The organism is Acinetobacter genomosp. 15BJ (assembly GCF_000400715.1).
In the GTDB taxonomy this organism is placed as follows: Bacteria; Pseudomonadota; Gammaproteobacteria; order Pseudomonadales; family Moraxellaceae; genus Acinetobacter.
This window is the reverse complement of the sequence record NZ_KE007347.1, coordinates 507284-532505: the sequence shown is the minus strand read 5'-3', so window position 1 is coordinate 532505 and position 25222 is coordinate 507284. Positions and strand designations below refer to the sequence as shown.

Here is a 25222-nt window from a genome sequence, read left to right as displayed (position 1 = left end):
TTATCATTCCTCATATAATTCGTTTATGCTGTTAATCTATAAGAAATATTGCAGCGAAGTTGTCATGTAGCTGACAAATGGATTTATTTTTATCAAAGGAACTCATTGTGCTAGATTCGATTTACATCCAACATTTGCAGCAAAATTCATGGTTTAGCCACTTAGCCGAGCCTTTTCAAAATTTTATTATTGAACATGGTAAGAAGCATATCATTGAGAAAAATGCAGCTGTTTTTAGTGCGCAAGATCGATTTGATGGAGTTTATGGCGTATTGGAAGGCTCAATTAGCTTGGGTTATATCGATGTCAATGGCAATGAAGCCATCGCTGCAATTGCGGAACCGATCATGTGGTTTGGTGAGATTTCCCTCATCGACCAGCAGCCCCGTTCACATGATGCGATTGCATTAAAAAAAAGTGTGGTGCTGCAAATACCCGCACAACCACTCAATGATTTCTTGCTCCAAAATCCATATTACTGGTACTACTTTGCTCTGCTAACCAGTCAAAAACTACGCTATGTATTTTTAGAGCAAATTGCGATTCAAACCCAAAGCATTACTCAGCGTCTGGCTCAACGCTTACTGTTTATTTTAGAAGGTTATGGCAATCGTTCCTTTATTCAGGATTTTAGTATTCAGATCTCACAAGACCAATTGGCCAATATGTTGACGGTATCTAGACAGACTGTAAATCAAGAGCTCAACCAGTTTGAGAAACAAGGCGTCATTCAATTAGGCTTTAAAAAAATCGAAGTGCTGGATTTAGAGCGACTCAGAAAATTGGCAACGGTGGGTTATTTGAAAGAGTGACCACCATTCTTGTATTTTAAATGCATAAGCACAGCATTTTTTGCAATATGCTTTTAAGCTTAAACATAAATTAAAAGATAAACTCTCACTATAAAATACTACTGATGCCCTAAAATATTTCACAAAATCAGTCTGCTTTCCTGTCTTCAACACGCCTAAATTAAAGCTAAGCACTATCGCTTAACCGATGCAGATGACAATCATGAGAAAAATTGCAACGATTCTAACAGCAGGCCTATTTACCGTACTCAGCGCTAGCGCATTTGCCTGCCCGAAAGGAACTCAAATTCAAGGTGGTACAGGACCAAACCACAAAGGCGGTAAATGTGTTGCAACAAGCGTGGTAAAAACCAAGAAAGAAGCAACCAAGACAACCGACACTGCAAAACATGACATGGCGAAAATGAAAGATACAGCCAAACACGACACAATGAAAGCAACCACAGATACTAAAAAAGTGGCCAGCACAACAGCAAGCAAAGCCAAACAGGAAACAGCAAAAACGGTAAAAACCTCATAGCCGTTTGATGACTTTAACCATAAAAAAGCGAGATAAAATATCTCGCTTTTTTATTGAAATAACATCCAGCCATCCAAAGCTACCAATCTAAGCTGGGGATAAACTCCAAATGAGATAATTTCAATTTGAAGCTTTGGCCAATTTCATTTTTTTGACAATATTGTTAGCCTGACGCAATTGCTCCTTGGCTGGTAAGCGATCATCAATCAGGAAACACCATAATTTTCGATCTGAAATAGGTCTGTAAACCCCTTGTATAACCGTTGCAGGCTGACCATCAATCATAACGCCTAAACCAATCATCTGATTAAATAGACCTTGATCTTGGCTTTCTGTATTTCTGTTGGCCAACTGATTAAACTTTTTCTGTGCCGAAGCCGAAATTTCGATTTCAACAACAGCCCTTCCTTCAACAAGAATCGCCTTTGCATTCACTAACTCATTGGCATTAAAAAAAGGAGACAGACTAACAAATCTAAATAAACGATCATTAGAAAAATGTACAGGCTTCGTCTTCGGCATTTGCACCTGATACGCAAGATGAAAATCTACTTGGGCATAACTGGTGTTTATTCCCAACGGACTAAACAGAATCAAGAAAGCCGATAAAATACGAAGATACATTTTTCACTCCTACTTTGGAGAGGTATTACCTAGCGCAGGATTATCAATTGCGTCCTTACACTGCGCTTTATCACGCTCATAATCTGCCTGTTTCTGAGTCGATGAATTCGCATTATCTTTTACATCACGTGCCCATGTATCCAAACTGGTCAGTGCTTTACGGCACAAGGCATATTTCCCTTCAGTCACGGAATCGGTCATTTTGACATTGATACGCCAATCAGTACTGAGCTGACGCAATGGCTTTCTGACTTTGTCTTCAATCTCAGTGAATTGTTTATTATAAACAATTGGATCGATGTCATTAATCAACTTCCATGCTGTATTGGCATAGGTGGTTGCATCATTGTTAAGTTTCGGCGCAGGTTTGATTTCTACCTTTTCTTTTGGCTCATTATTTGAGTTTCCGCAAGCTGCCAATAAAAAGGCACTACACATCAGGATTGCGGTTACACGAGAGTTTGGACTAGACATAGCAAATCGCCAATGAAACATTTGGCCATTATGCTAGTCAATTTGGGAATAATTCTCAATGCTTGTTACTTATTTACCCATCAGAATACTTTTTATTCTAAGCAATTGATTTTATGCTTTTATTCAGCATACTGTCAGACTTGTTCATATATAAAAAATTAAAACTTCAAGAAGGAAGAAATCAACAATGTCACAAATCAAGATTTATGCCTTACAAACCACTATCAAACAGTTTAGGAATCAACTTTCTCATGCCGTACATCAAGCACTGGTTGAAAGCTTACACTATCCCGTCGGAAAGAAATTTCAGCGTTTTATTGCGCTTGGGGAAGAAGACTTTATCTATCCCAATGATCGAAGCCAGCATTATCTAATTATAGAAATTTCGATGTTTGAAGGCAGAAGCACTGAAGCAAAAAAACAGTTGATTCAAAGTATTTTCACTTATATTGAGCAGCAATGTGGGATTTCAGCACAAGATATTGAAATTACAATTTTTGAAACACCAAAATGCAATTGGGGAATCCGTGGTCAACATGCAGATGAATTACAACTGAATTATCAAGTGGATGTGTAAGCAGGCAAATCGCAGATGAAGTGCAATTTTCTGTCTAACAAAAAGCAGGTTTTTTGTGTCGGATAAGCTTAATTCAGCAAAAAGTTCTGCTATGCTTAAACGCAAATTACTCAGGATAGGATTATTCGCATGAGCGTCACTCTTGGAACTCCACTTCAATCTTCTGCATTTAAGGTTTTACTGTTAGGTTCTGGAGAGCTGGGTAAAGAAGTGGTGATTTCTTTACAACGCTTAGGTGTCGAAGTTCATGCTGCAGATCGTTATGATCACGCACCTGCAATGCAAGTGGCTCATTATTCGTACACGTTGAATATGGCTGATCCAGCCGAATTAAAACAACTGATTGAAAAGATTAAACCCAATTTAATTGTTCCTGAAATTGAAGCCATTGCCACCGAAGTTTTAATTGAAATTGAACAAAGCCAAACTGCAACGGTGATTCCATCTGCAAAAGCAGTTAACCTCACCATGAATCGTGAAGGCATTCGCCGTTTAGCAGCTGAAGAACTCGGTTTACCGACCTCTGCTTATCGCTTTGCTAATACCCTAGAAAGCTTCCGTGCGGCATGCGATGACATTGGTTATCCAAACTTTGTAAAACCTGTAATGTCTTCTTCTGGTAAAGGTCAATCTCGTGTTAAGAGTTTTGATGAAGTGGATGCTGCTTGGGATTATGCGATGCAAGGCGGCCGCGTAAATCAAGGCACCGTGATTATTGAGTCACAAATCGATTTTGATTTTGAAATCACCCTGCTCACCGTGCGTGCAAAAAATCCAGAAACAGGTGAAATCGAAACCCATTTCTGTGATCCAATTGGACATCGACAAGATGCGGGTGATTATGTCGAGAGCTGGCAGCCGCAACAGATGACGCCTGTTGCCTTACAAGAATCAAAACGCATTGCCAATAAAATCACTGTTGCTTTAGGCGGCTGTGGTATCTTCGGTGTAGAGCTCTTTATTAAAGGCGATAAAGTTTGGTTTAGTGAAGTTTCACCTCGTCCTCATGATACAGGTCTAGTCACTTTAGCTTCACAATTCCAAAGTGAATTTGAATTACATGCCCGTGCAATCTTAGGTCTACCTGTCAATACTGCACGCCATAGTGTCGCTGCAAGTGCCGTGATTTATGCAGGTGTTGATGCTAAAAACTTGAGTTTCACTGGCTTGAATCTTGCTTTAGCAAATCCAAACACAGACTTACGTCTATTTGGTAAACCTGAGGGCTTTAAACGTCGCCGTATGGGCGTTGCAACTGCCCGTGCTGAAACAACGGATCTTGCACGTGAATTGGCACAACAAGCCGCAGACCAAATGAGTGTACAAACCAACGCTTAAGTTGACCTTAGGTTATTATCATCACAACTTCCCCTCTTTTTAGAGGGACTTTGATAGAAGATCCAGCTTTATGATCAAGACCTCTCCTTTGTTGAACTACGTCACCAGTCTTCATGATATTCAAGCCATTAACCAATGGCGTACGGATGTAGAAAAGCAATTACAGGAGAGCTATGAAAATGGTCAACCTATTCGTGAAGTAATTGGAGCGCGTTCAGACTCTATTGATGAAGCCCTGATCTTTCTTTGGAATCATGCAGGTTTAGATCAAACTGAACTGGGCTTGTTTGCAGTGGGTGGTTATGGTCGCCATGAAATGTTGCCCTATTCAGATACCGATATCATGATTTTATCTGAGGATGAAATCAGTGAAGAACAAGAAAAACTGATCTCGACCTTTATTTCATCTTTATGGGATGTAGGTAATTTCAAACCGGGCATCAGCGTTCGTACCATTCAAAACTGTGTTGAACAAGCCATTAATGACTTAACTGTTGCCACTACGTTGATTGAAGCACGCCTCATTACAGGTAATCAGCAACTGGCAAAATGGCCACGCCGTATCGTTGCGCAAACATGGACAGATCAAACTTTCTATGATGCCAAAATGGTTGAACAAGCCAAACGCTACGCACAACACAACAATACAGAGAGCAATTTAGAACCTGATATTAAAAATGCCCCAGGGGGTATTCGCGATATCAATCAGATTGGCTGGATTGCCAAACGTCACTTCCGTGTCAATCGTATTTATGATTTGGTGCATTTGGGTTTTATCACTGAATTTGAACTGGGTGTATTGGAAGAGGCCGAAAGCTTTTTATGGGAAATTCGCACCCATTTACACCGTTTAGCCAAACGCGATGAAAACCGCTTATTGTTCGAATATCAACGTGATATCGCTGCAAAATTTGGCTATGTTCGTGAAGAAGGTCAACCTGTTAACTTTGCTGTTGAACAGTTCATGAAGCGCTACTATCGTACCGCGCAGCAAGTTTCAACACTCAACGAAATGCTACTCGCCTATTTCAATGAATCGGTGATTACCCCACGTCTACCTGATTATGAACGCCACATTATTGATATTAATGAACGTTTTAAAATTGTCGATGGAAAATTGGCTGTTCAACATCACAAAGTATTTTCAGAAGAACCGATTGCCATCTTAGAACTGTTCTATCTGTTGGCAAATCGACCTGAAATTACGGGTATTCGTGCCCGTACCTTACGCCTGCTGGTGCTTGCTGCAAAACGGATTGATCAGCGTTTCCGCGATAATCCAGAACATCAAGCCTTATTTATGTCGATTATTCGCTCACCACATTTGTATGACACGATGGTGGCGATGAAGCGTTATGGCGTGTTGGGTAATTACATTCCTGCTTTTGGACAGATTACAGGTTTGATGCAATATGACCTATTCCATATTTATACCGTCGATGCACATACCCTGTTATTACTGCGTAATTTAAGTCGCTTTAAAGAACCTGAATTTGCCAAAGAATTCCCAGTGGTCAGTTCTGTATTCCAGCGGATTGCCCGCCATGACATCGTGTATATGGCCGCGATTTTCCATGATATTGCTAAAGGTCGAGGTGGTGATCATAGTGAGCTTGGTGCACTGGATGCAATTGAATTTTGCCGCACCCATGGCTTTACCGAGCGTGAGTGCAAACTGGTTGCATGGCTGATCAACAATCATTTACTCATGTCACTCACGGCTCAGAAGAAAGATATTTCCGACCCTGATGAAGTCAAAGACTTTGCTGAAAAAGTCGGTGATATGGAGCATCTCGATTATCTCTACACCCTGACGGTTGCTGATATTAACGCAACCAATCCGAAGCTGTGGAATACATGGCGTGCGTCCTTGATGCGTCAGCTGTATACCTACGCACGTGATGTGATTCGCTCAGGCTTAGGTCGTCCAGTTGACTATCAAATGCTGATTGAAGATACCAAGTTTGCTGCCAGTGAACTCTTGGTCAATGACTTCTCTCTGGCTGAAGTTGAAAAAGTTTGGCAAGAGCTGGGCGATGAATACTTTGTAAAAGAGTCAGCCAATGAAATTGCTTGGCATACCCAAGCAATTTTGCAACACGGCGATAATCCAGAACCCTTAGTTCTATTACGTGCACATCGTAATGCTGCTGATGATGCGGTTCAGATCTTTATCTATACCCGTGATCAACCCAACCTGTTTGCCACCACGGTTGCGGTACTGGATCGTATGAATCTTGATGTTCAAGATGCACGCATTATCACCGCCTCAACTTCATTCAGCTTAGACACTTATCTGGTCCTTGATCGTTTTGGTACATTGTTGACTGATCCAGATCGCGAGCGCAAAGTGAAAGCTGCTTTAGTCGATGCTTTAAGCCATTCAGATCAATATCCGGGTATCATGCAACGCCGTATTCCACGTCATTTGCGTCATTTTGATGTGCAAAATACTGTAGATATTGTCTTAAACCCTACGCTACAGCAACACATGGTTGAAATCTCAACCCTCGACCATCCAGGTCTGTTGGCGCGAATTGGTGGTTTATTCATGTTGCAAGGTTTGGATATCCATTCTGCAAGAATTGCCACACTGGGCGAACGTGCCGAAGATATTTTCTTCGTCACCAAGAAAAATGGTGTCTTGCTCACCGATGAAGAAGTGAAAACTTTTGCGGAAAGCTTAAAAGCCGCTTTAGATGAAGCATCGAATCAAATTTGTAATCCATCTTAAATTTTATTGTTTGGTAACTGTTTAAATGAACTCTAGCTTGTCGTTATTGCATCCCTATCCTTTTGAAAAGTTAAATCAACTTTTTAAAGATGTGCAACCTGCCAATTTACCGTTGATTCCTTTATCGATTGGTGAGCCTAAACATCCTGCTCCAGAGTTCGTTAAACAAGCGATTATTGATAATTTTGCTCATCTATCGACCTATCCAAACAGTAAGGGTCTGCCTGAGTTGCGCCAAAGCATTGCACAGTGGCTCAGCAATCGCTTTAAGTTGAATCATATTAGTGCGGAAGATCATATCCTGCCTGTTTCTGGTACACGTGAAGGTATTTTCTCTTTTGTACAAGCCTTGATTAAGCGTGAAGATGCACCGTATGTGGTGATGCCAAATCCGTTTTATCAGATCTATGAAGGAGCAGCCCTGCTTGCAGGTGCAAAACCCTATTTCATTAACTGTACCGAAGAAAATGGTTACCTAGGTGACTTTGATGCTGTCCCTGCGGAAGTATGGGAAAAAACAGCATTACTGTTTGTGTGCACGCCAGGTAATCCAACAGGAACGGTTCTATCAAAAGAACAGTTTAAAAAGTTAATTGCCTTGTCTGATCAATATGATTTCGTGATTGCATCGGATGAATGTTACTCGGAACTTTGGTTTGATCAAGCGCCAATCGGCCTGTTAGAAGTCTGTGCCGAAATGGGACGTGATGATTATAAAAATTGCATCGTATTCCATTCACTTTCTAAACGTTCAAACTTACCAGGCATGCGTTCTGGTTTTGTTGCAGGTGATGCCGCTTTATTAAAACCATATCTGCAATACCGTACTTATCACGGCGCCGCGATGCCGGTACAAAATCAATTGGCTTCAATTGCGGCATGGAATGATGAAGCACATGTTGAAGAAAACCGTCAGCAATATCGTGCTAAGTTTGATTTATTCCAGTCTGAACTTGGTCATTTATTGTCTTTACAAAAACCAGATGCAGGTTTCTATTACTGGTTAAAAGTCGATAACGATGAGACTTTTGCCAAAATGCTAATGGAAAAAGCGCATATCAAGGTTTTACCGGGTCGTTATCTGTCTCGTGACACAGAACAAGGTAATCCGGGTGAAGGTCATGTCAGAATGGCATTGGTTGCAGATTTGGCTCAATGTGAAGAAGTGGTTAAACGCCTGAAAGCAGTTTTATAAGCTTTTATTTGTTGTTTCAAATAAATGAGGCTAAATCTGATTGGATTTAGCCTCTTTCTTGTTAAACGTGATATTTCAAATTACCACTTATAGTTGACACGTAAATCAACTGAACGACCTGCGCCATAATAACAATAGAAAGAACAAGCACTCACATATTTTTTATCGCTTAAGTTTGTTGCATTGACTTGGACATCCAACTGCTTATTGAGCGGATAACTGGCCATCGCATCAACAAGAGTATAAGACTTCACTTTATAGTCTGGATAATATTGCTCATCATTAGTACTTCCTACATAACGCACACCTGCTCCTAAACGTAGTCCATTTAGGAAGGTCATATCTGTAAATAAATAACTAAACTTTGCAGCAATTTGATCATTCGGAATTAATGGCGTACGAATGGTTTTTCCACCATCAAGATCCTGTTTAGAATCATTATGCGTATAAGCAAGTTGAGTTGATAAATTATCCGTTAATTTTAAATCTGCTTGGAGTTCAACGCCTTTATTGGTACGTTTCCCCGCCTGTGACTGCACATTAGAAGCATCACTGACAAAAGCATTTTTTTCAGTTAAATCGAAATACGCAAGGGTAATCTGACCATTGATCCAGTCTGGAGCGTATTTGACACCCACTTCATACTGTTCACCTTCATAAGGCTTATAAAAACGGCCTTGCCCATCTTTACCTGTAGATGGTCTAAATGACGTTGAATAGTTTAAATAAGGTGAAATACCCAAAGGTGCGTGATACATCACTCCTGCATTATAACTGGTATGATTCACATCGTAAGCTTTGCTATTGTCTACAGTAGACTCCGCTTGATCATGACGCACCCCAAGATTAACATCGATAAGATCATTAATATTGGTTTGGTTTCCTACATACACTCCCAACTGTTCTGTTTTAAGATTATACGGTGCTCCTGTTACTGCAAAATCTGGTGTATGTACAGGATTAAACATATCGATTTGAGGAACAAAGCCAAATCCGTTATTCACCCCATCAATTTTGTTATGTTGGTAATCCATACCCAACATAACTTTATTTGAAACAGGGCCAAAGTCAAAGTCTTTTACAAGACGGTTATCAACGGAATAAGTATCAGAAGTGCCATTGGTATAAGAATAACCACGATTTGCCAAACGATTATTATCAGAACCCCAAGCAAATGTAGTGAGTTGATTTAAATCAAGACGTCCCCAACGAAAATTCTGACTTGCAACCAAACCATTTTCAAATTCATGTGAAAGTTCATAGCCAATCGAAGTTTGTTCGAGTTTAGAATAATCTCTTTCAGGTTCACCTAGATTAGTTTTAGGATTAATTTTACCGTAAGGTGTATCTAGAACCGTCCCGTACAACGGCAAGAAGCCAGATGTAGGTACACCATCTTTTTTGAGAAAACTGGTCAATAATGTGAAATGTGTCCGATCCGTGATGTCCCATGCAAAGCTTGGTGCAACATAATAATGATCCATCTCTGAACCTTTTTGCTGACCATCTGCCTGACGGAATAAGCCGACTAAGCGATAACGAACATCATCTGTTACTACACCACTATAATCAGCTCCAATCTCACGCTTATCCAAACTACCAACTGAATATGTCACTTCACCCTGTGGTTCTAATTTTGGGCGTTTTGATACTAAGTTTACATTACCACCGGGCTCGGATGCACCATAGTTAAATGAGCTCGCGCCTTTAACAATTTCCAAACGCTCCAAGCCATAAATTTCAGGCTCCCAAACAAAGAATCCGTTCGGTGCTAAGGCTGTCCCATCAAGCGTCTGACTGGCATCAAAACCACGAATCTTAAACCATTGCGATTTATTATCTTTTCCATAAGGCTGCGCTAATATTCCAGCTTCATAAAATAAGGCATTATCTAATTTATCAGCGCCACTGTCTTTAAGCTGTTGCTCACCAATAATACTCGTAGATAACGGTTGTTTAAGTAATTCTCCGCCATCTTTAGCCGCAGAACCAACAATAACGATTGTCGGTAAAGTCTGTGTTTCCGTTTGTGAATCTTCTGCAAAAACAGCCGTTGTCCCCATTGAAGCACATGCCATCATCAGCACTAATGGTTTAAGTTGTCTACCCATGATCTTTATCAGCCGACTTAAAAAACGCATAATAAATGAGAATTGATACGTTTTACACTATTTTTTACCTCTATGTGCCACTGTACAATTTTATGATTTTGGAATCTCAAACCCTATTAAAATTAAGATCATGAATTCAATAATGATAAATTTAAACCGTTATAAATAGGTAGAATAGAACATCTATTTTAAATTTGCCCAATAAATAAAATTGCTGCGATCAACATCATCAATCCTCCCGAAATACGACTGACTGCTTTTACAGCACGTGGTCTGCTCCTGAGTAATTTTTTGGCTGCGAATCCCACAAACATATACACCACAGCACAACTGATCAAATGAATGAGTCCCAGCAAAATTATTTGTGTTGTTGGTGAAAATGCCATTTTCGGGTGAATAAATGGGGGCAATAAGGCAAAAAATAACAACAAGACTTTGGGGTTTAAACCACTAATTCCCACCCCTTTAATCCACCATGAACCTGCAGAATCAAGTGATTGCATGATATCGGTCTCAGTTGAAATCGTCGCTGGATGTATAAATAGATTGATCCCCATCCATAACAAATAACAGGCGCCCATAATGGTCATCACAGTGAGCAAAATTGGATAATGCTGTACCAATGCACCCACTCCTGCTGCAACACATAAAATCGCCATGAGATGCCCAAACACCAAACCAGTGACGGCATTCAGAATAAATTTACCTTTGATACCTGCAAGAATGACATAAGCCCAGTCCGCACCAGGCGTTAATACGAATAAGATCGAAACACACCAAAAAGCAAAAATAACACTGAGTTCCATAAGCAAAGCCCTTCCCACATCAACAATACGATCTTTGATCGTTTTCTTTTTCACCATTTGGTGAAGATTGTTGAGAAAGGATATGCTTTAATGGTGAAAATGTTATTCCAAATACTTCTATATCTTCAAAGCCCGAGGGGAGATTCTTCTAAATGGATCGCATTGATAAGAAAATTATTGCTGAACTACAAGCAAATGGGCGATTATCTATCACAGAACTGGCAGAACGAATCGGTCTAAGCCTTTCTCCTTGTCACCGTCGTGTTAAGGCATTAGAAGAAAGTGGAGTCATCAAAGGCTACCATGCAGATTTAGAAGCCTCAAAAATTGGCCTTAATTTCTCGGCGATTATCTTTGTCACCTTAAAAGATGGAGATAAAAAAGCACTTTCTAGCTTTGAAGAAAAAGTCATTGAAATTGGCAATGTCATTCAGGCACAACGTTTATTTGGAAATCCTGATTATTTACTGCATGTTGTTGCTAAAGACTTGGCCAGTTTCCAAAAACTCTATGATGACAGCCTCTCAGCCTTACCCAATGTCCAGCGTTTGACCTCAACCATTGTCATGAAAAATGTGGTTTCGAATCGATTATTGCCGCTCTAAACCACCTTTACCTTTTGGGCAAAATAAAAGGTGTGGAATTGAAACAATTCACACTTTTACTCGGCTGAAAAGCAATAAACATAAGCGACTTTATTAATTTTTTTATCTGTCTATTTGCCAGTTGAAATCTTCGTCTATACTTAGCCATCAAAACTTGATGACTATGGAAAGATGACTTATCAAACTCCCAATAAAATAAAGAAAAAGGGTTGGCTCATTTTAGCAATTGCAGTTGTACTTTTAATTATTGCCGTTGTGGTTTGGCAGACTGGAACTGCTAAAAAATCAGTGAATCCTGAAAAAGCTAAAAATGCAGATACCACCGAACAAAAAACCGCTTTAACCGTAACAATTGTTCAACCGCAACAACAAAATTGGGAACAAACCTTTACTGCCAATGGCAACATTGCAGCATGGCAAGAAGTGGTGATTGGCAGCGAACTTTCAGGCCAACGTCTCACCCGTGTGAATGTCAATGTCGGTGATGAAGTACGTCGTGGTCAGGTCTTAGCTGAAATTAATAGCGAAACCATCCGTGCCGATTTGGCAGCAGCCAAAGCCAGTTATGCAGAAGCACAAGCGGTACTGGCAGATGCGATTACCAACAATAAGCGTATCCAGCAACTAAAAAATACAGGCGCAATTTCAGCACAAGAGTCTACTCAGTATCAAACATCTCAAGCAACAGCCCAAGCACGTTTAGATGCAGCTAAAGCACAAATTGAAAGTAACCTATTACGCTTAGCACAGACTCAAGTGGTTTCACCTGACAATGGCGTGATTTCAGCCCGTACAGCAACAGTCGGATCTCTTGCACAAACAGGTCAAGAGCTGTTCCGTCTGATTCGTGATCATCGTTTAGAATGGCGTGCCGAAGTGACCACATCAGATTTATACAAACTCAAACAAGGCATGACCGCACATATCGTTTCACCTGACCCTGCGCAACCTGCCGTAACAGGCAAAGTCAGAATGATTGCACCTGTGATTGATCCACAAACCCGTTATGGCTTGGTCTATGTGGATATTCCAACAACTCAGGCAGTCCGCATGGGCATGTTTGTTAAAGGTGAATTTGATTTAGGTCAGAAACTCGCATTGACAGTTCCACAAACAGCCCTACTGTTGCGTGATGGTTTTTCCTATGTCTTTATTGTCAATGACAAGAATCGTGTCACCCAACAGAAAGTAAATGTTGGTCGCCGTTTGGGTGATCGCGTCGAACTCTTGAATTTACCCGCGAATGTAAAACTGGTTTCTTCGGGTACAGGTTTCTTAGCTGATGGCGATCTGGTCAGTATTGCCAAAGACATTCCAGAGACACCGCTAAGTAAACAACTTGTGACCTCACAGGAGAAATGATATGAATTTCTCTGCTTGGTCAATCCGAAATCCAATCCCCGGCATTCTGTTATTTATTATGCTAGGTTTGGCTGGGTTGCTCTGTTTTAAATGGATGAAGATCCAACAGTTCCCTGACATTGAACTACCTATGGTCACTGTCACAGCGGCATTACCCGGTGCAGCCCCACCACAACTTGAAACTGAAGTCGCACGTAAGATTGAAAACTCGATTGCAACCTTGCAAGGTTTAAGGAATCAGTACACCAATATTCAAGATGGCGTCGTCACTGTCACAGCGGAGTTTCAATTAGAAAAACCACTACAAGAAGCTGTGGATGATGTGCGCAATGCGGTGTCACAAGTTCGTTCTGACCTTCCTGCCGATCTACGAGATCCGATTGTCAGTAAGATCAATCTTTCAGGTTCTCCAATCCTGACTTATACCATCCAATCGCCAAAGATGGATGAAGAAGCACTGTCATGGTTCGTAGATTATGATATCGCCCGCGCGATGTTACAGGTCAAAGGCGTTGGTGCTGTCGCTCGTGTTGGTGGTGTTACGCGTCAAGTTGAGGTCGAACTCGATCCTGAAAAACTGTTGGCGCTGAATGCAACTGCAACCGACATTACCCGCCAACTACGTTTGATTCAACAAGATGCCTCTGGCGGTCAAACCAAAATCGGTGGTAGTGAACAATCCATCCGTACCATTGCGACAGTTAAAACTGCTGATGAAATTGGCGCAATGGATATTGCTCTCAGTGATGGCAGACATATTCGTCTGGATCAGGTTGCAAATGTTCGTGATGGTATGGCTGAACGGCGTTCTGCTGCACTCTTGAATGGTCAACCTGTGATTGGCTTCGAAATCACACGAAGTAAAGGTGCCAGTGAAGTCGATGTTGAAAAAGGTGTCGTCGTCGCATTAGATAAACTCAAAGCCGCACATCCCGATATTAAAATCAACGAAGCCTTTAACTTTGTAAAGCCTGTCGAGGATAACTATAAAGGCTCGATGTCACTGTTGTATGAAGGTGCGATATTAGCAATTTTGGTGGTGTGGCTGTTTTTACGTGACTGGCGTGCCACCATCATTGCTGCAACTGCCCTGCCATTATCGATTTTACCTGCCTTAATTGGCATGTACTTCTTTGGCTTTACCCTCAATACCGTTACGCTTTTAGCCATGTCATTGGTGGTGGGTATTTTGGTCGATGATGCCATCGTTGAGATTGAAAATATCATCCGGCATTTACGCATGGGGAAAACGCCCTATGAGGCAGCCATGGAAGCAGCCGATGAAATTGGTCTCGCCGTGATTGCCACTACTTTCACATTAATTGCCGTATTCCTACCTACTGCTTTTATGAGCGGTATCGCAGGTAAATTTTTCGTTCAGTTTGGTTGGACGGCGGCCCTTGCGATCTTTGCCTCACTGCTTGTTGCGCGTTTACTCACGCCAATGATGTCTGCCTATATTCTGAAACCATGGGTTGGTAAGGTTGAACCACAGGATGAATCAACAACAGTACAAACAGCTACTGATCAAGGTACAAGCAGTCTAGCCAAAGACCGTGCTAAAGACGGCAAAGTTATGCGTGGCTACATGCGTTTGGTGACATGGTGTCTTAATCATCGCTGGATCACTTTAGCTGGTGCAATTACCTTCTTTATCTGCTCAGTCATGCTCATTCCATTACTGCCTACAGGTTTTGTCCCACCACCCGATACAGGACAAACTCAAGTTCGTTTGGAGCTCACCCCGGGTTCTCAGTTTGGAGATACACTTAAGACTGCCGAATATGCACGTACTCTGATTAAAGACCATCCCGAAATTAAAAGCATCTATACCACGATTGGTGGCGGTGCTGCTGGAACAGATCCATTTGCTGGAGGTGCATCAAGCGAACCGCGCAAAGCAACGCTCACGATTCAAACCACTGAACGTTCTGATCGTAGTGCCAGCTTACAAGACATTGAAGATCAACTACGTCAACGTCTCGCCCCACTCCCGGGTGCACGCATTCAAGTTGGTTTAGCGGGCAATAACAGTCAATACCAACTGGCGTTATCAGGCGATGACCCCGAGGCCTTAATGGCAACTGCACGTAGCCTTGAACGTGAATTACGTACTATTCCAAATGTAGGCAGTATCACCTCGAGTGCAGCCTTGATTCGTCCTGAGTTAGTGATTCGTCCTGATTTTGCCAAAGCGGCTGATTTAGGTGTAACGACTTATGATATTGCTGAGACTTTACGAATCGCAACCGCTGGTGATTTTGATCAAAACCTTGCGAAATTGAACTTATCTCAACGCCAAGTGCCTATAGTAATTAAATTACCACTTGCTGCCCGTCAAGATCAGGAACTCATGAAACGATTGATGGTGAAAGGTAGTCGAGGTCCTGTGATGCTCGGCACCATTGCAGATGTCAATATCGAGAGTGGGCCATCACAAATTGACCGCTTCAACCGTTTACGTAACATTAACTTCAATATTGAATTGAATAATCAACCGTTGGGAGATATTGCTGCCAAAGTTGATCAGCTACCAACCATGAAGAATTTACCACCTACGGTGAAGCGTACCAATATTGGTGATGCTGAAGTGATGCAGGAACTGTTCTCTAGCTTTGGTCTAGCAATGCTCACAGGGGTACTGTGTATCTATGTGGTTCTAGTATTGTTATTTAAAGATTTTTTACAGCCAATTACTATTCTCGTGGCCTTACCTTTATCTCTAGGTGGTGCATTCGTGATGCTGCTGTTAGCAAAAAGTAGTTTCTCGATGCCAAGTTTGATTGGTCTGATTATGCTGATGGGGATTGCCAGTAAGAACTCGATTCTACTGGTCGATTACGCGATTATCGCAAGGAATGAAAAGCATTATTCGCGATTCAATGCCCTGCTCGATGCCTGCCATAAACGGGCACGTCCAATCATCATGACCACACTGGCAATGGGTGCTGGCATGCTACCAATTGCGCTCGGGATTGGCACCGATCCGAGTTTCCGTGCACCAATGGCAATCTCGGTCATTGGTGGCTTGATTACCAGTACCTTCTTATCGTTACTGGTGATTCCTGTGGTGTACACCTTTATCGATGATATTAATCGTAAGATTCATAGCTTTAGGAAGACACCACATCAACCTGTTGAACCGACTCAATAAACTTGCATAAAAAGACGGTCAAATGACCGTCTTTTTATTTAATATATGATCAGTACCAACATAAACAACAAAAAACTGAATCCTGCTAAATAATATAAACGGCGCATATGCCGATTTAACCACGACAGGTAAATACTTGAACCGATCAATTGAACAATAGTGAGATTCCAGATCAACACTAACCCAACCATCCAAAAACACAGCAAAGTATTTTGAACAAAATTATATTGCGGATAAATCAAGATCACCAATACGCTATAGAACATCAAATTTTTCGGGTTCAATAAACTGGAAAGTAATCCCGATAGAAACGCCTTCAGGTAAGCATGCTTGTGCAGTTGATGAACGCATTGCTCAGCAAGTTCATTGACCCTCTGTACTGATTGAGCCAAACGAAAGCATTGAATCGCCAAATAGGCAAAATAAACAACACCCAACCACTTCATGAGAATGAATAATTCGGTATTCACCTGACCAATGATAAATAGACTCAAATAGATGCAGATCAATATGATGGCATTCCCAAGTGCGATGCCCACACAGGTGAATCTCGCGGCCTTTTTCTGGCTCTGTATCAAGGTCTTTAAAATTAAAAAGAAATCTGCGCCAGGTGTCAGTAATGCAATAAAATGCGTGATGGCGATGGTTAGAAACAGCTCCATAGATGCTCTCCAAGTGAATGGGAGTCAGCTTAAAAAGCTATAGGGCTTAATTCTTGTATAAAATTGCGTGGACTAAGATTTTTTATAATATTGCTTAGGCGTTATACCAGTGTGTTGTTTAAAAACGCGATGAAAATGACTTTGATCGGTGAAATCGAGTTCGTATGCCAATCTTGCTAAATCACGATCAGGTTCTCTTAAACGCTGCCGAGCTTGGTTTACCTTATAGTTCAACTGATAAGCATGTGGTGTTAATCCAAAGTAATGTTTAAATAATCGTATCAATGCATAACGACTCATGTTCATCTTTTCGGAAAGCTCGTGCAAAGACAGATTCTCAATATTGTCTTCAAGACATCCCAATAAGTCTGGAAGATGCTTCTGAAAATAATGAGAGGAATGTATCTTTTGCCAATGAAAACTTGGTATTAGAATCTCAGTTAAGGTTTGAATTAAACCCTGTTCTTTTTCAAGTATTGAAATCTGATCGTTAAATAGTAGCCGATTCAATGAAGTAAATGCGTCGTAGGCTTTTACATCATGAACAATAGTTGGTCTTAACTGAGGGAGATATATTGTTTGTCTATCAATCTCCAAAGCAATATCTTGGTGTAGTTCTTCAATCAAGGTCGTTAACCAAGCGGCATCCAAATGAATCATCTGGTAACTCCATGCCTGATCAGGTAAAGGATTACAAGAATGTTCTACATGCGCAGGAATAACCACCAAAGTCCCTGTCTGAATGACTTGCTCTTGTGCAAAAGTACTTGAAAAGCGGCTCTGTCCAATATCAACAGCACCGATTGAAAAAGTAGGGTGGCTATGGGATTTATAGCAGATTCGACTTTGACATGCCCTACGCGTTTCGACATAAGGCATGTGTGGATCACTCCAGAATTCAACAGTTGAGTCCAAAAGAATTCAAACCTCAACCAAAAACTTTGCGCATTTATTTCTTCGCCAATGCTTTTTCAATATCAGCTTCTAAAGCTTCAGGCTTCGTGGTTGGCGCATAACGCTCTAAAACCTCACCATTACGCCCCACCAAGAACTTAGTAAAGTTCCATTTGATATTTCGACTCCCCAAAAGACCTTTTGCCTCACGAGTCAAATAACGAAAAATCACATGTGCTTCAGGTCCTTTGACATCCACCTTGGCAAACATAGGAAAACTCACCCCATAATTACGCTGGCAATATGCGCCAATTTCTTTATTTGTCCCTGGATCCTGTCCTCCAAATTGATTGCACGGAAATCCTAAAACCTCTAAACCTTGAGCATTATATTTTTCATAAAGTTTCTCAAGTCCCGCAAACTGCGGAGTAAAACCACACTTGCTTGCAGTATTTACAATCAGCATGACCTTGCCTTTATAATCAGCGAGCGCTTTTGTTTCTCCCTCTAACAATTCAGCTTCAAACTGATAAATGTTACTCATGGATACGTTTCCTCGTCGTTCTTTTCTTCTGTTTTAAGTTGTAATGATGCCGAATTCACGCAATAACGCAGTCCTGTCGGCTGTGGACCATCCTCAAACACATGGCCCAAATGAGCATCGCAATCATGGCAGACAATTTCTGTTCTGACCATACCGTGTGATAAATCTTCATGTTCTTCAATTGCAACGCCGTCAATAGGCCTAAAAAAGCTTGGCCAGCCACATCCACTATCATATTTCGTGTCAGAGGAAAATAATTCCGCACCGCAACAACGGCAAACATAAGTGCCATGTTGTTTATTGTTCCAATATTGCCCAGTAAACGCGGGTTCTGTGCCCTTTTGACGAGTTATGCGGTATTCTTCAGGTGATAATTCTCTTTGCCATTCCCGGTCTGTTTTATTCACTTTTCCCATAACCTGCACCTTTTATTCTGATGTTAGAACTATCTTAATGATCAGGTTTTATATTTACGCCATTCAAAAAAAAAACTCTAGTCTCAGATCGTATAATTTGGTGAAATTTAAGCAATAAAATCATTAAAAGCAAAAAGAAAGCAAACTAAATTCATGTAGTAAGCAATTTTTAACAATATTGTCTTTTGCGTGAGCAAATATGGTGTTATTCTAATTTCGCACGGTTGTATAGGACAAACAATGTCTCAGAAAAAAAGTGTGGTTTTCCAAAATCTATTACCAACCATCAGACAATATCAACAATCAGGTTTTACCCATGAAAAAATTGTTGAATTGTTGAGAGATCAACACGATCTGAATTTGGTAAGCGTTGAAACCTTTAAAAGTTATTTATACCGATATGCAAAAGTGAATCCAGCTATGTCAAAAAATACTGTTGTTCCCCAGTCTACCCATTCAAGCCGAGAAATTAAAAAATCATCTAAGCTTGAGCATGTTTGTTACGACATCCGTGGACCAGTATTACGTGCCGCCAATGAAATGGAAGAGCAAGGACATAAGATCATCAAGCTAAATATCGGCAACCCTGCACCTTTTGGTTTTGAAGCCCCTCAAGAAATTATTAACGATGTTGCATTAAACCTTCCAAATGCAATTGGCTATACCGACTCAAAAGGGATTTTCCCTGCACGTAAAGCCATCTGCCAGTATTACCAGCAGAAAGGCATCTTTGATATGCATGTCAATGATGTGTATGTCGGCAATGGTGTTTCTGAACTGATCGTGATGGCGATGCAAGGTCTGCTTGATGACGGCGATGAAATGCTGGTACCTATGCCCGACTATCCCTTATGGACTGCTGCAGTAAATCTTTCAGGGGGTACTGCGATTCACTATAAATGTGATTCTGAAAACTATTGGTATCCAGACATTGCAGATATGGAAAGCAAAATCACACCGAATACGCGTGGTATTGTGATTATCAACCCGAATAACCCAACAGGTTCAGTCTATCCACGTCATGTGTTAGAGCAAATTGTTGCTCTAGCGAAGAAACATGACTTGATTTTATTTGCCGATGAAATCTACGACAAAATCGTTTATGACGGCATTGAGCATGTGGCGGTTGCTGCTTTAGCTGGTGATCAACTGTGTATTTCATTTAATGGTTTATCAAAAGCGTATCGTATCGCAGGTTATCGTGCAGGATGGATGGCAATCACGGGTAATAAAGCGCGTGCAGCAGACTATATTGAAGGCTTAGACATGTTGGCTTCAATGCGTTTATGTGCCAACCACCAAGCACAATATGCAATTCAAACTGCTTTAGGCGGTTATCAGTCAATTAATGATCTAATTCGCCCAGGTGGTCGTTTATACGAACAGCGCAATATTGCGTGGGAAATGCTGAATGAGATCCCAGGTGTGAGTTGTGTTAAACCTGATGGGGCGATGTATTGCTTCCCGAAACTCGATCCAGCAGTTTATCCGATTGAAGATGATGAAAAATTGATGTTGGATTTATTAAAAGCCGAAAAAGTTTTGTTGGTCCAAGGCACAGGTTTTAACTGGCCTACACCAGATCATTTCCGTGTGGTGTTCTTACCAGCTGAAAATGAACTACGGGAAGCGATCAATCGCTTGAGTCGCTTCTTAGCCAAGATGCGTTAATAAAAAAAAGCCCCCTTTAATTTACGGGGGCTTTTTTTATTTAAGAATCCGAATCCTGTAACTCGTCCCACTGCGCTTCATATTCTTTCGATTTTTTTAGGTTTTTAGTCAAACCATAGCCACCTTTTTCGTATATTCGTGCTAAATCCAGCAACGCTTCATTTTCACCCTGTGCCACAGCGAGCTCATAAAACTCTGCTGCTTTTTTATAATTCTTTGCAACACCTTTAGCTTCTTCATGGATATACGCAATATTAGAAGAACCCAAACCATTTCCTGCACCCGAAGCTAAGCCAAATAAGCGTAAAGCCTCTTTATAATCTTGTTTTAATCCAGCTTTGCCTTCTAAGTAAAAATACCCAAATTATTAATGGCAGAAGACTCATCTTGTTTCGCAGCCAACTGATAATAATGCAGTGCTTTTTTAAGATCTTGTGGCACCCCTTCCTCACCATCATTATATAAATGACCGAGTTCTGCTTGCGCCATATCCAAACCAGCATCAGCCGACTTGGTCATCCACTCCACTCCTTTTTTGGTATTTACACTCACACCATCATCGCCATAAAGATATAAATAACCCAAATAGTATTGTGCATAGAGCTGACCCTTTTGTGCCGCTTGGGTATACCATTTCAAAGCAGTCAGGTTATCTTCTTCTACACCTTCGCCATAATCATACATATAGCCGACTGAAAAAATCGCATCTGTATTGCCTTTTGCTGCCGCTTTTTTGAACCACTCCAATGCTTTACCAAAATCTTGATCAACCTCATTTCCATAATAATAAGCATCACCTAAATTGTTCTGTGCAGTTGCATCACCCGCTTTCGCTTGTTGTACAAGTTCTTGACTAAAAGACACATCATCTGCATGACTAAAGGTAAATAAACTACTGGTCAATAATATTGAAAATACGATGTTTTTTAATTTCATTATTTCGCTCACATTGCTACATTTTTATTCGATTACATTCTAGCGGTAAAACACTTTGTGTAAACAGATATTTATATTTACTGAAAAATCAAAAACTAATTTTTAATATTTTATAAAAATAACAAAGCAAACACACGGTTTGCCAAAATATTAAGCATGTCATTTTCGGTTTGCATGCTAAACTATGCGTTGCTTTAAAAAAGGATAGTCCTTCTATGCGGTTTGTTCATCTCGGTATCCACACAGAATTTTCGATCACGGAATCGATTGTTCGCATACCTGATTTGGTCAAAGCTGCCGTAACAGATGAAATGCCCGCACTGGCATTGACTGACTTATCGAATCTACATGCAGCAGTTAAGTTTTATGAATCGTGCTTAAAAAAAGGCATTAAGCCTATTTTAGGTAGTGTCATTCGCCTCAACGATGCTGAACATCGTGCAACGTTATTGGCCATGAGCAGTACAGGTTGGCGTAATCTGACTGAAATCGTGTCGCGCGGTTTTATTGAAGGCCAGCAACTCAGTCTTCCATGTGTACAAAAAGAATGGGTACTTGAGCAAGCTGAAGATCTAATTGTCTTACTGGGCCAACACAGTGATGTTGGTAAAATGCTCTGCTCTTCCAATCCACAAAAAGCTGAACCTTTATTAGAAGCATGGATTGAAAAATTTGGAAATCGTGTCTATTTAGCTTTAACACGGACTGAACGTGTTGGTGAAGAGGATTTCATTCAGCAAGCAGTAAAACTTGCCGCTAAATATCAAATTGGTGTAGTCGCACATAATGATGTGCACTTTGTTAAACAAGACGATTTTGAAGCACATGAAGCTCGTGTTTGTATCGCCGACGGCTATGTTTTAGGCGATGATAAACGTCCTAAAAACTATAGTACTGAGCAGTATTTCAAAACTGGCGAACAAATGTCTGAGCTATTCTCAGATATTCCAAGTGCGATTGAAAATACCTACCATATTGCAAGACGTTGTAATGTTGCATTGCAGCTAGGTACTTATTTCTTACCTGACTTCCCGATTCCAGATGGCTATACCATCGACACCTATTTTGAACATTTGTCTCGTGAAGGTTTAGAAGAACGTTTAAATCATCTTTATCCAATTGCTAAACGCGATGAGGATTGGGCTGAGATTCGGAAGCCTTATGATGAACGCATCAAATACGAAGTTGATATCATTCTCAAGATGGGATTCCCTGGCTACTTCCTGATCGTCATGGACTTCATTCAATGGGCAAAAAATAATGGTGTGCCTGTCGGTCCGGGACGTGGTTCAGGTGCAGGCTCATTGGTTGCGTATAGTTTAAAAATTACCGATCTTGACCCATTACGTTATGACCTGCTCTTCGAACGTTTCTTAAACCCAGAACGTGTTTCAATGCCCGATTTTGACGTCGATTTCTGTATCGCAGGTCGTGACCGTGTCATTGAATATGTTGCCCAAAACTATGGCCGCCAAGCAGTATCACAGATTGCGACCTTCGGTACCATGGCAGCAAAAGGTGCGATTCGAGATGTAGCACGTGTCCTAGGTAAGTCTTATGGCCTTGCTGATCGTATTTCAAAAATGATTCCAACAAAACCGCTTGGTGTCGATTTGGTCACAGCGATTGACATGGAGCCGCAGCTTAAAGATATCGTCACCAACCCTTCGAATCCTGATAATGATGATGCTGCTGAAATCTGGGAAATGGCACTCAAACTTGAGGGTATTACCCGTAATACAGGTAAGCATGCGGGTGGTGTCGTTATTGCACCTGGTAAAATTACTGATTACTCTGCGGTACTGTGTGATGCAGACGGTACTAACCGTGTCGCACAATACGATAAAGATGATGTTGAGGCTGCGGGTCTGGTTAAGTTTGACTTCTTGGGCTTGCGTAACCTGACCGTAATTGAAGATGCGGTTCAAAATATTAATAAAAGAATTAAGTCTGAAATACCGCTTAATATTGCCAATGTCCCCTTAGATGACAAAGATGCGTATCTGGTCTTTGCCAATGCAAATACCACTGCGGTATTCCAGTTTGAATCCGTCGGCATGAAAAAAATGCTTAAGGAAGCAAGACCAAGCAAATTTGAAGAAATTATTGCCTTCGTTTCATTATATCGTCCAGGCCCAATGGACCTTATTCCAGACTTTATCCATCGTATGCATGGTGGTGATTTTGAATACCTACATCCGTTACTCGAAGGTGTGTTAGAACCAACCTACGGGATTATGGTTTACCAAGAACAAGTTATGCAGGCTGCGCAGTTCTGTGCAGGTTATACCCTTGGTGGTGCGGATTTACTTCGTCGAGCTATGGGTAAAAAGAAACCTGAAGAAATGGTCAAACAGCGCCAGATCTTTATTGAAGGTGCGTCGAAAAAAGATATTGATGAAGCAACCGCTAACCATATTTTCGACTATATGGAAAAATTCGCAGGTTATGGTTTTAACAAATCCCATGCCGCAGCCTATGCCCTAGTTGCCTATCATACGGCTTGGTTAAAAGCACATTACCCTGCTGAGTTTATGGCGGCCGTTTTATCTTCGGAAATGCAGAATACGGACAGTATCGTATTCTTGATTGATGACTGCCGTAATAATAAACTCGAAGTACTGCCACCTTCCGTGAATATGTCTTTGTATCATTTCCATGCTAGCGATGAGCAAACCATTGTGTATGGTTTGGGCGCGATCAAAGGTGTTGGTGAACAAGCGATGCAATCCGTGATTGATTCACGCATCAATGAAGGTCCATATAAAGATTTATTTGATTTCTGTCATCGTATTGATCTGAAAAAAATCAATAAACGTACCTTAGAAGCATTAATCCGTGCGGGCGCACTCGACTGCTTAGGTATTGAACGCTCTAGTTTAATGGCTCAATTACCTGAAGCAGTCCAAGCAGCTGATCAAGCCCGAAGTAACCGTGAAACGGGCATTATGGACTTGTTTGGTGAAGTTGAAGAAGTTCAGCGTAAACCTGCCAAGCCTGTAAAACCATGGGCTGATGAAGTTCGCCTCAAAGGTGAAAAAGACACACTTGGCTTGTATCTCACAGGTCACCCTATTGATGTTTACCGCTCTGAATTAAAATCATTCATTTCTGCCAAACTGAATGAACTGACTCCGACACGTCGTGGCGTAACTACGGTTTTTGCAGGTCTGGTGGTTGATATTGCCAACTTCCCGAACCGTATCATGATCACACTCGATGATGGTACAGCACGCGTTGAAATTAGCTGTAACCATGAGCGTTTCCAACGCTATAAAGATATTGTTCGTTTAGAACAGGTTGTGGTGATTGAGGGTGAAATTTACGAGCGTGAAGGCTTTGATCGCCCGATGGCACGATTAAGTAAAGCTTTTAATTTGAATGAAATTCGCCAAAAACGGGCACAAAGCATTCAAATCCGTCTCCCTCAAGATTTGATGACCAAATCTTTGGCCAAGGATCTACAGGCGATCCTGTTACCTTATTGTAATATCGATATGTGTCAGCATATTGGTCTGCAAATTCTGCTTGAACAAAACTTTGCAACTGCTGAGTTACATTTAGGTGCACAATGGAAAGTTGTACCATTAGATGAATTACTTGGAAAGTTACGCGATTATTTTGGTAAAGAAACTATTTTCATCGAATACCAAGTGAAATCGAAGGCTGCCAAAGCAGCTGAGGCACCTAAAGTTGCAACTGTAGCTCCTCCACCAGACAATATGTCAATGGATGAAGCATTGGATCTTTATCAAGCTGAAGTCTCTCAATACTCTTAATTTTGGAT

19 protein-coding genes and 1 pseudogene are annotated in these 25222 nt (G+C 41.0%); 11 read left to right on the top strand and 9 right to left on the bottom strand.

Features of this window, described 5'->3' with window-relative positions; genetic code table 11:
- The first annotated feature begins 107 nt into the window (after positions 1-107).
- Together F896_RS11535 and F896_RS11540 are read left to right on the top strand one after the other, a co-directional pair.
- Positions 108-812 (top strand): Crp/Fnr family transcriptional regulator, encoded by a 705-nt coding sequence (locus tag F896_RS11535; RefSeq protein WP_016163401.1) that lies wholly within the window; start codon positions 108-110, stop codon positions 810-812.
- Between the two features lie 202 nt (positions 813-1014).
- A complete protein-coding gene (locus F896_RS11540; protein WP_016163400.1) occupies positions 1015-1332 on the top strand; it encodes a hypothetical protein in 318 nt (105 codons plus the stop codon).
- A 120-nt stretch (positions 1333-1452) separates the two neighbouring features.
- Here F896_RS11540 and F896_RS11545 read toward each other — a convergent pair whose 3' ends face one another.
- Entirely contained in the window at positions 1453-1956 is a 504-nt protein-coding gene (locus tag F896_RS11545; RefSeq protein ID WP_016163399.1) for a hypothetical protein, read from the bottom strand.
- A 9-nt stretch (positions 1957-1965) separates the two neighbouring features.
- Positions 1966-2430, bottom strand: coding sequence for a hypothetical protein (locus tag F896_RS11550; RefSeq protein ID WP_016163398.1), 465 nt, complete (start codon positions 2428-2430; stop codon positions 1966-1968).
- A gap of 187 nt (positions 2431-2617) precedes the next feature.
- Here F896_RS11550 and F896_RS11555 point away from each other — a divergent pair, with 187 nt between their 5' ends.
- The 4 genes from F896_RS11555 (at position 2618) to dapC (ending at position 8274) form a co-directional block, all read left to right on the top strand.
- Positions 2618-3007, top strand: coding sequence for a tautomerase family protein (locus tag F896_RS11555; protein ID WP_016163397.1), 390 nt, complete (start codon positions 2618-2620; stop codon positions 3005-3007).
- A 120-nt stretch (positions 3008-3127) separates the two neighbouring features.
- Positions 3128-4345, top strand: coding sequence for a formate-dependent phosphoribosylglycinamide formyltransferase (gene purT / locus F896_RS11560; protein WP_171069675.1), 1218 nt, complete (start codon positions 3128-3130; stop codon positions 4343-4345).
- Positions 4346-4415: 70 nt separating this feature from the next.
- Positions 4416-7079, top strand: coding sequence for a [protein-PII] uridylyltransferase (glnD, locus tag F896_RS11565; protein ID WP_005189443.1), 2664 nt, complete (start codon positions 4416-4418; stop codon positions 7077-7079).
- A 25-nt stretch (positions 7080-7104) separates the two neighbouring features.
- Positions 7105-8274: a succinyldiaminopimelate transaminase gene (dapC, locus tag F896_RS11570; RefSeq protein ID WP_016163395.1), complete on the top strand. Its 1170-nt coding sequence runs from the start codon at positions 7105-7107 to the stop codon at positions 8272-8274.
- Positions 8275-8354: 80 nt separating this feature from the next.
- Here the strand turns inward: dapC and F896_RS11575 are convergent, their stop codons facing one another.
- On the bottom strand, positions 8355-10385 hold the full coding sequence (locus F896_RS11575) for a TonB-dependent siderophore receptor (protein WP_032882161.1): 2031 nt from the start codon (positions 10383-10385) through the stop codon (positions 8355-8357).
- A gap of 188 nt (positions 10386-10573) precedes the next feature.
- Complete coding sequence (locus F896_RS11580; protein ID WP_016163393.1) at positions 10574-11191, bottom strand: LysE family translocator; 618 nt, start codon at positions 11189-11191, stop codon at positions 10574-10576.
- A gap of 152 nt (positions 11192-11343) precedes the next feature.
- Between F896_RS11580 and F896_RS11585 the strand changes: the two genes are divergently transcribed.
- The 3 genes from F896_RS11585 (at position 11344) to F896_RS11595 (ending at position 16312) form a co-directional block, all read left to right on the top strand.
- Positions 11344-11796: an Lrp/AsnC family transcriptional regulator gene (locus F896_RS11585; protein WP_004653055.1), complete on the top strand. Its 453-nt coding sequence runs from the start codon at positions 11344-11346 to the stop codon at positions 11794-11796.
- 171 nt (positions 11797-11967) lie between these two features.
- Positions 11968-13158 (top strand): efflux RND transporter periplasmic adaptor subunit, encoded by a 1191-nt coding sequence (locus F896_RS11590; RefSeq protein WP_016163392.1) that lies wholly within the window; start codon positions 11968-11970, stop codon positions 13156-13158.
- Position 13159: 1 nt separating this feature from the next.
- Complete coding sequence (locus F896_RS11595) at positions 13160-16312, top strand: efflux RND transporter permease subunit (RefSeq protein ID WP_016163391.1); 3153 nt, start codon at positions 13160-13162, stop codon at positions 16310-16312.
- A 38-nt stretch (positions 16313-16350) separates the two neighbouring features.
- On the opposite strand, the gene F896_RS11600 is transcribed toward F896_RS11595, so the two are convergent.
- From F896_RS11600 to msrB, 4 genes are all read right to left on the bottom strand, one after another.
- Positions 16351-16974: a LysE family translocator gene (locus F896_RS11600; protein ID WP_016163390.1), complete on the bottom strand. Its 624-nt coding sequence runs from the start codon at positions 16972-16974 to the stop codon at positions 16351-16353.
- Between the two features lie 72 nt (positions 16975-17046).
- Positions 17047-17853, bottom strand: coding sequence for a helix-turn-helix domain-containing protein (locus F896_RS11605; protein WP_016163389.1), 807 nt, complete (start codon positions 17851-17853; stop codon positions 17047-17049).
- Positions 17854-17923: 70 nt separating this feature from the next.
- Entirely contained in the window at positions 17924-18412 is a 489-nt protein-coding gene (locus tag F896_RS11610; RefSeq protein WP_004653049.1) for a glutathione peroxidase, read from the bottom strand.
- Positions 18409-18828: a peptide-methionine (R)-S-oxide reductase MsrB gene (gene msrB, locus F896_RS11615; protein WP_016163388.1), complete on the bottom strand. Its 420-nt coding sequence runs from the start codon at positions 18826-18828 to the stop codon at positions 18409-18411. Before msrB ends, F896_RS11610 begins: the two co-directional genes overlap by 4 nt.
- Before the next feature lie 240 nt (positions 18829-19068).
- Here msrB and F896_RS11620 point away from each other — a divergent pair, with 240 nt between their 5' ends.
- Positions 19069-20499, top strand: coding sequence for a pyridoxal phosphate-dependent aminotransferase (locus F896_RS11620; protein ID WP_016163387.1), 1431 nt, complete (start codon positions 19069-19071; stop codon positions 20497-20499).
- Positions 20500-20539: 40 nt separating this feature from the next.
- On the opposite strand, the pseudogene F896_RS0119765 reads toward F896_RS11620, so the two are convergent.
- Positions 20540-21435 (bottom strand): annotated as a pseudogene (locus tag F896_RS0119765) (tetratricopeptide repeat protein).
- Positions 21436-21650: 215 nt separating this feature from the next.
- On the opposite strand from F896_RS0119765, the gene dnaE reads away from it, so the two are divergent.
- Complete coding sequence (gene dnaE, locus F896_RS11625) at positions 21651-25214, top strand: DNA polymerase III subunit alpha (protein WP_016163384.1); 3564 nt, start codon at positions 21651-21653, stop codon at positions 25212-25214.
- Positions 25215-25222: the final 8 nt, after the last annotated feature.

Coding starts and splice junctions, on each gene's coding strand:
- dnaE (WP_016163384.1), top strand. CDS start 21,651: ATGCGGTTTGTTCATCTCGGTATCCACACAGAATTTTCGATCACGGAA.
- msrB (WP_016163388.1), bottom strand. CDS start 18,828: ATGGGAAAAGTGAATAAAACAGACCGGGAATGGCAAAGAGAATTATCA.
- dapC (WP_016163395.1), top strand. CDS start 7,105: ATGAACTCTAGCTTGTCGTTATTGCATCCCTATCCTTTTGAAAAGTTA.
- F896_RS11545 (WP_016163399.1), bottom strand. CDS start 1,956: ATGTATCTTCGTATTTTATCGGCTTTCTTGATTCTGTTTAGTCCGTTG.
- F896_RS11605 (WP_016163389.1), bottom strand. CDS start 17,853: ATGCCTTATGTCGAAACGCGTAGGGCATGTCAAAGTCGAATCTGCTAT.
- F896_RS11540 (WP_016163400.1), top strand. CDS start 1,015: ATGAGAAAAATTGCAACGATTCTAACAGCAGGCCTATTTACCGTACTC.
- F896_RS11610 (WP_004653049.1), bottom strand. CDS start 18,412: ATGAGTAACATTTATCAGTTTGAAGCTGAATTGTTAGAGGGAGAAACA.
- F896_RS11600 (WP_016163390.1), bottom strand. CDS start 16,974: ATGGAGCTGTTTCTAACCATCGCCATCACGCATTTTATTGCATTACTG.
- F896_RS11595 (WP_016163391.1), top strand. CDS start 13,160: ATGAATTTCTCTGCTTGGTCAATCCGAAATCCAATCCCCGGCATTCTG.
- F896_RS11575 (WP_032882161.1), bottom strand. CDS start 10,385: ATGGGTAGACAACTTAAACCATTAGTGCTGATGATGGCATGTGCTTCA.
- F896_RS11580 (WP_016163393.1), bottom strand. CDS start 11,191: ATGGAACTCAGTGTTATTTTTGCTTTTTGGTGTGTTTCGATCTTATTC.
- F896_RS11550 (WP_016163398.1), bottom strand. CDS start 2,430: ATGTCTAGTCCAAACTCTCGTGTAACCGCAATCCTGATGTGTAGTGCC.
- F896_RS11590 (WP_016163392.1), top strand. CDS start 11,968: ATGACTTATCAAACTCCCAATAAAATAAAGAAAAAGGGTTGGCTCATT.
- glnD (WP_005189443.1), top strand. CDS start 4,416: ATGATCAAGACCTCTCCTTTGTTGAACTACGTCACCAGTCTTCATGAT.
- F896_RS11620 (WP_016163387.1), top strand. CDS start 19,069: ATGTCTCAGAAAAAAAGTGTGGTTTTCCAAAATCTATTACCAACCATC.
- F896_RS11585 (WP_004653055.1), top strand. CDS start 11,344: ATGGATCGCATTGATAAGAAAATTATTGCTGAACTACAAGCAAATGGG.
- F896_RS11555 (WP_016163397.1), top strand. CDS start 2,618: ATGTCACAAATCAAGATTTATGCCTTACAAACCACTATCAAACAGTTT.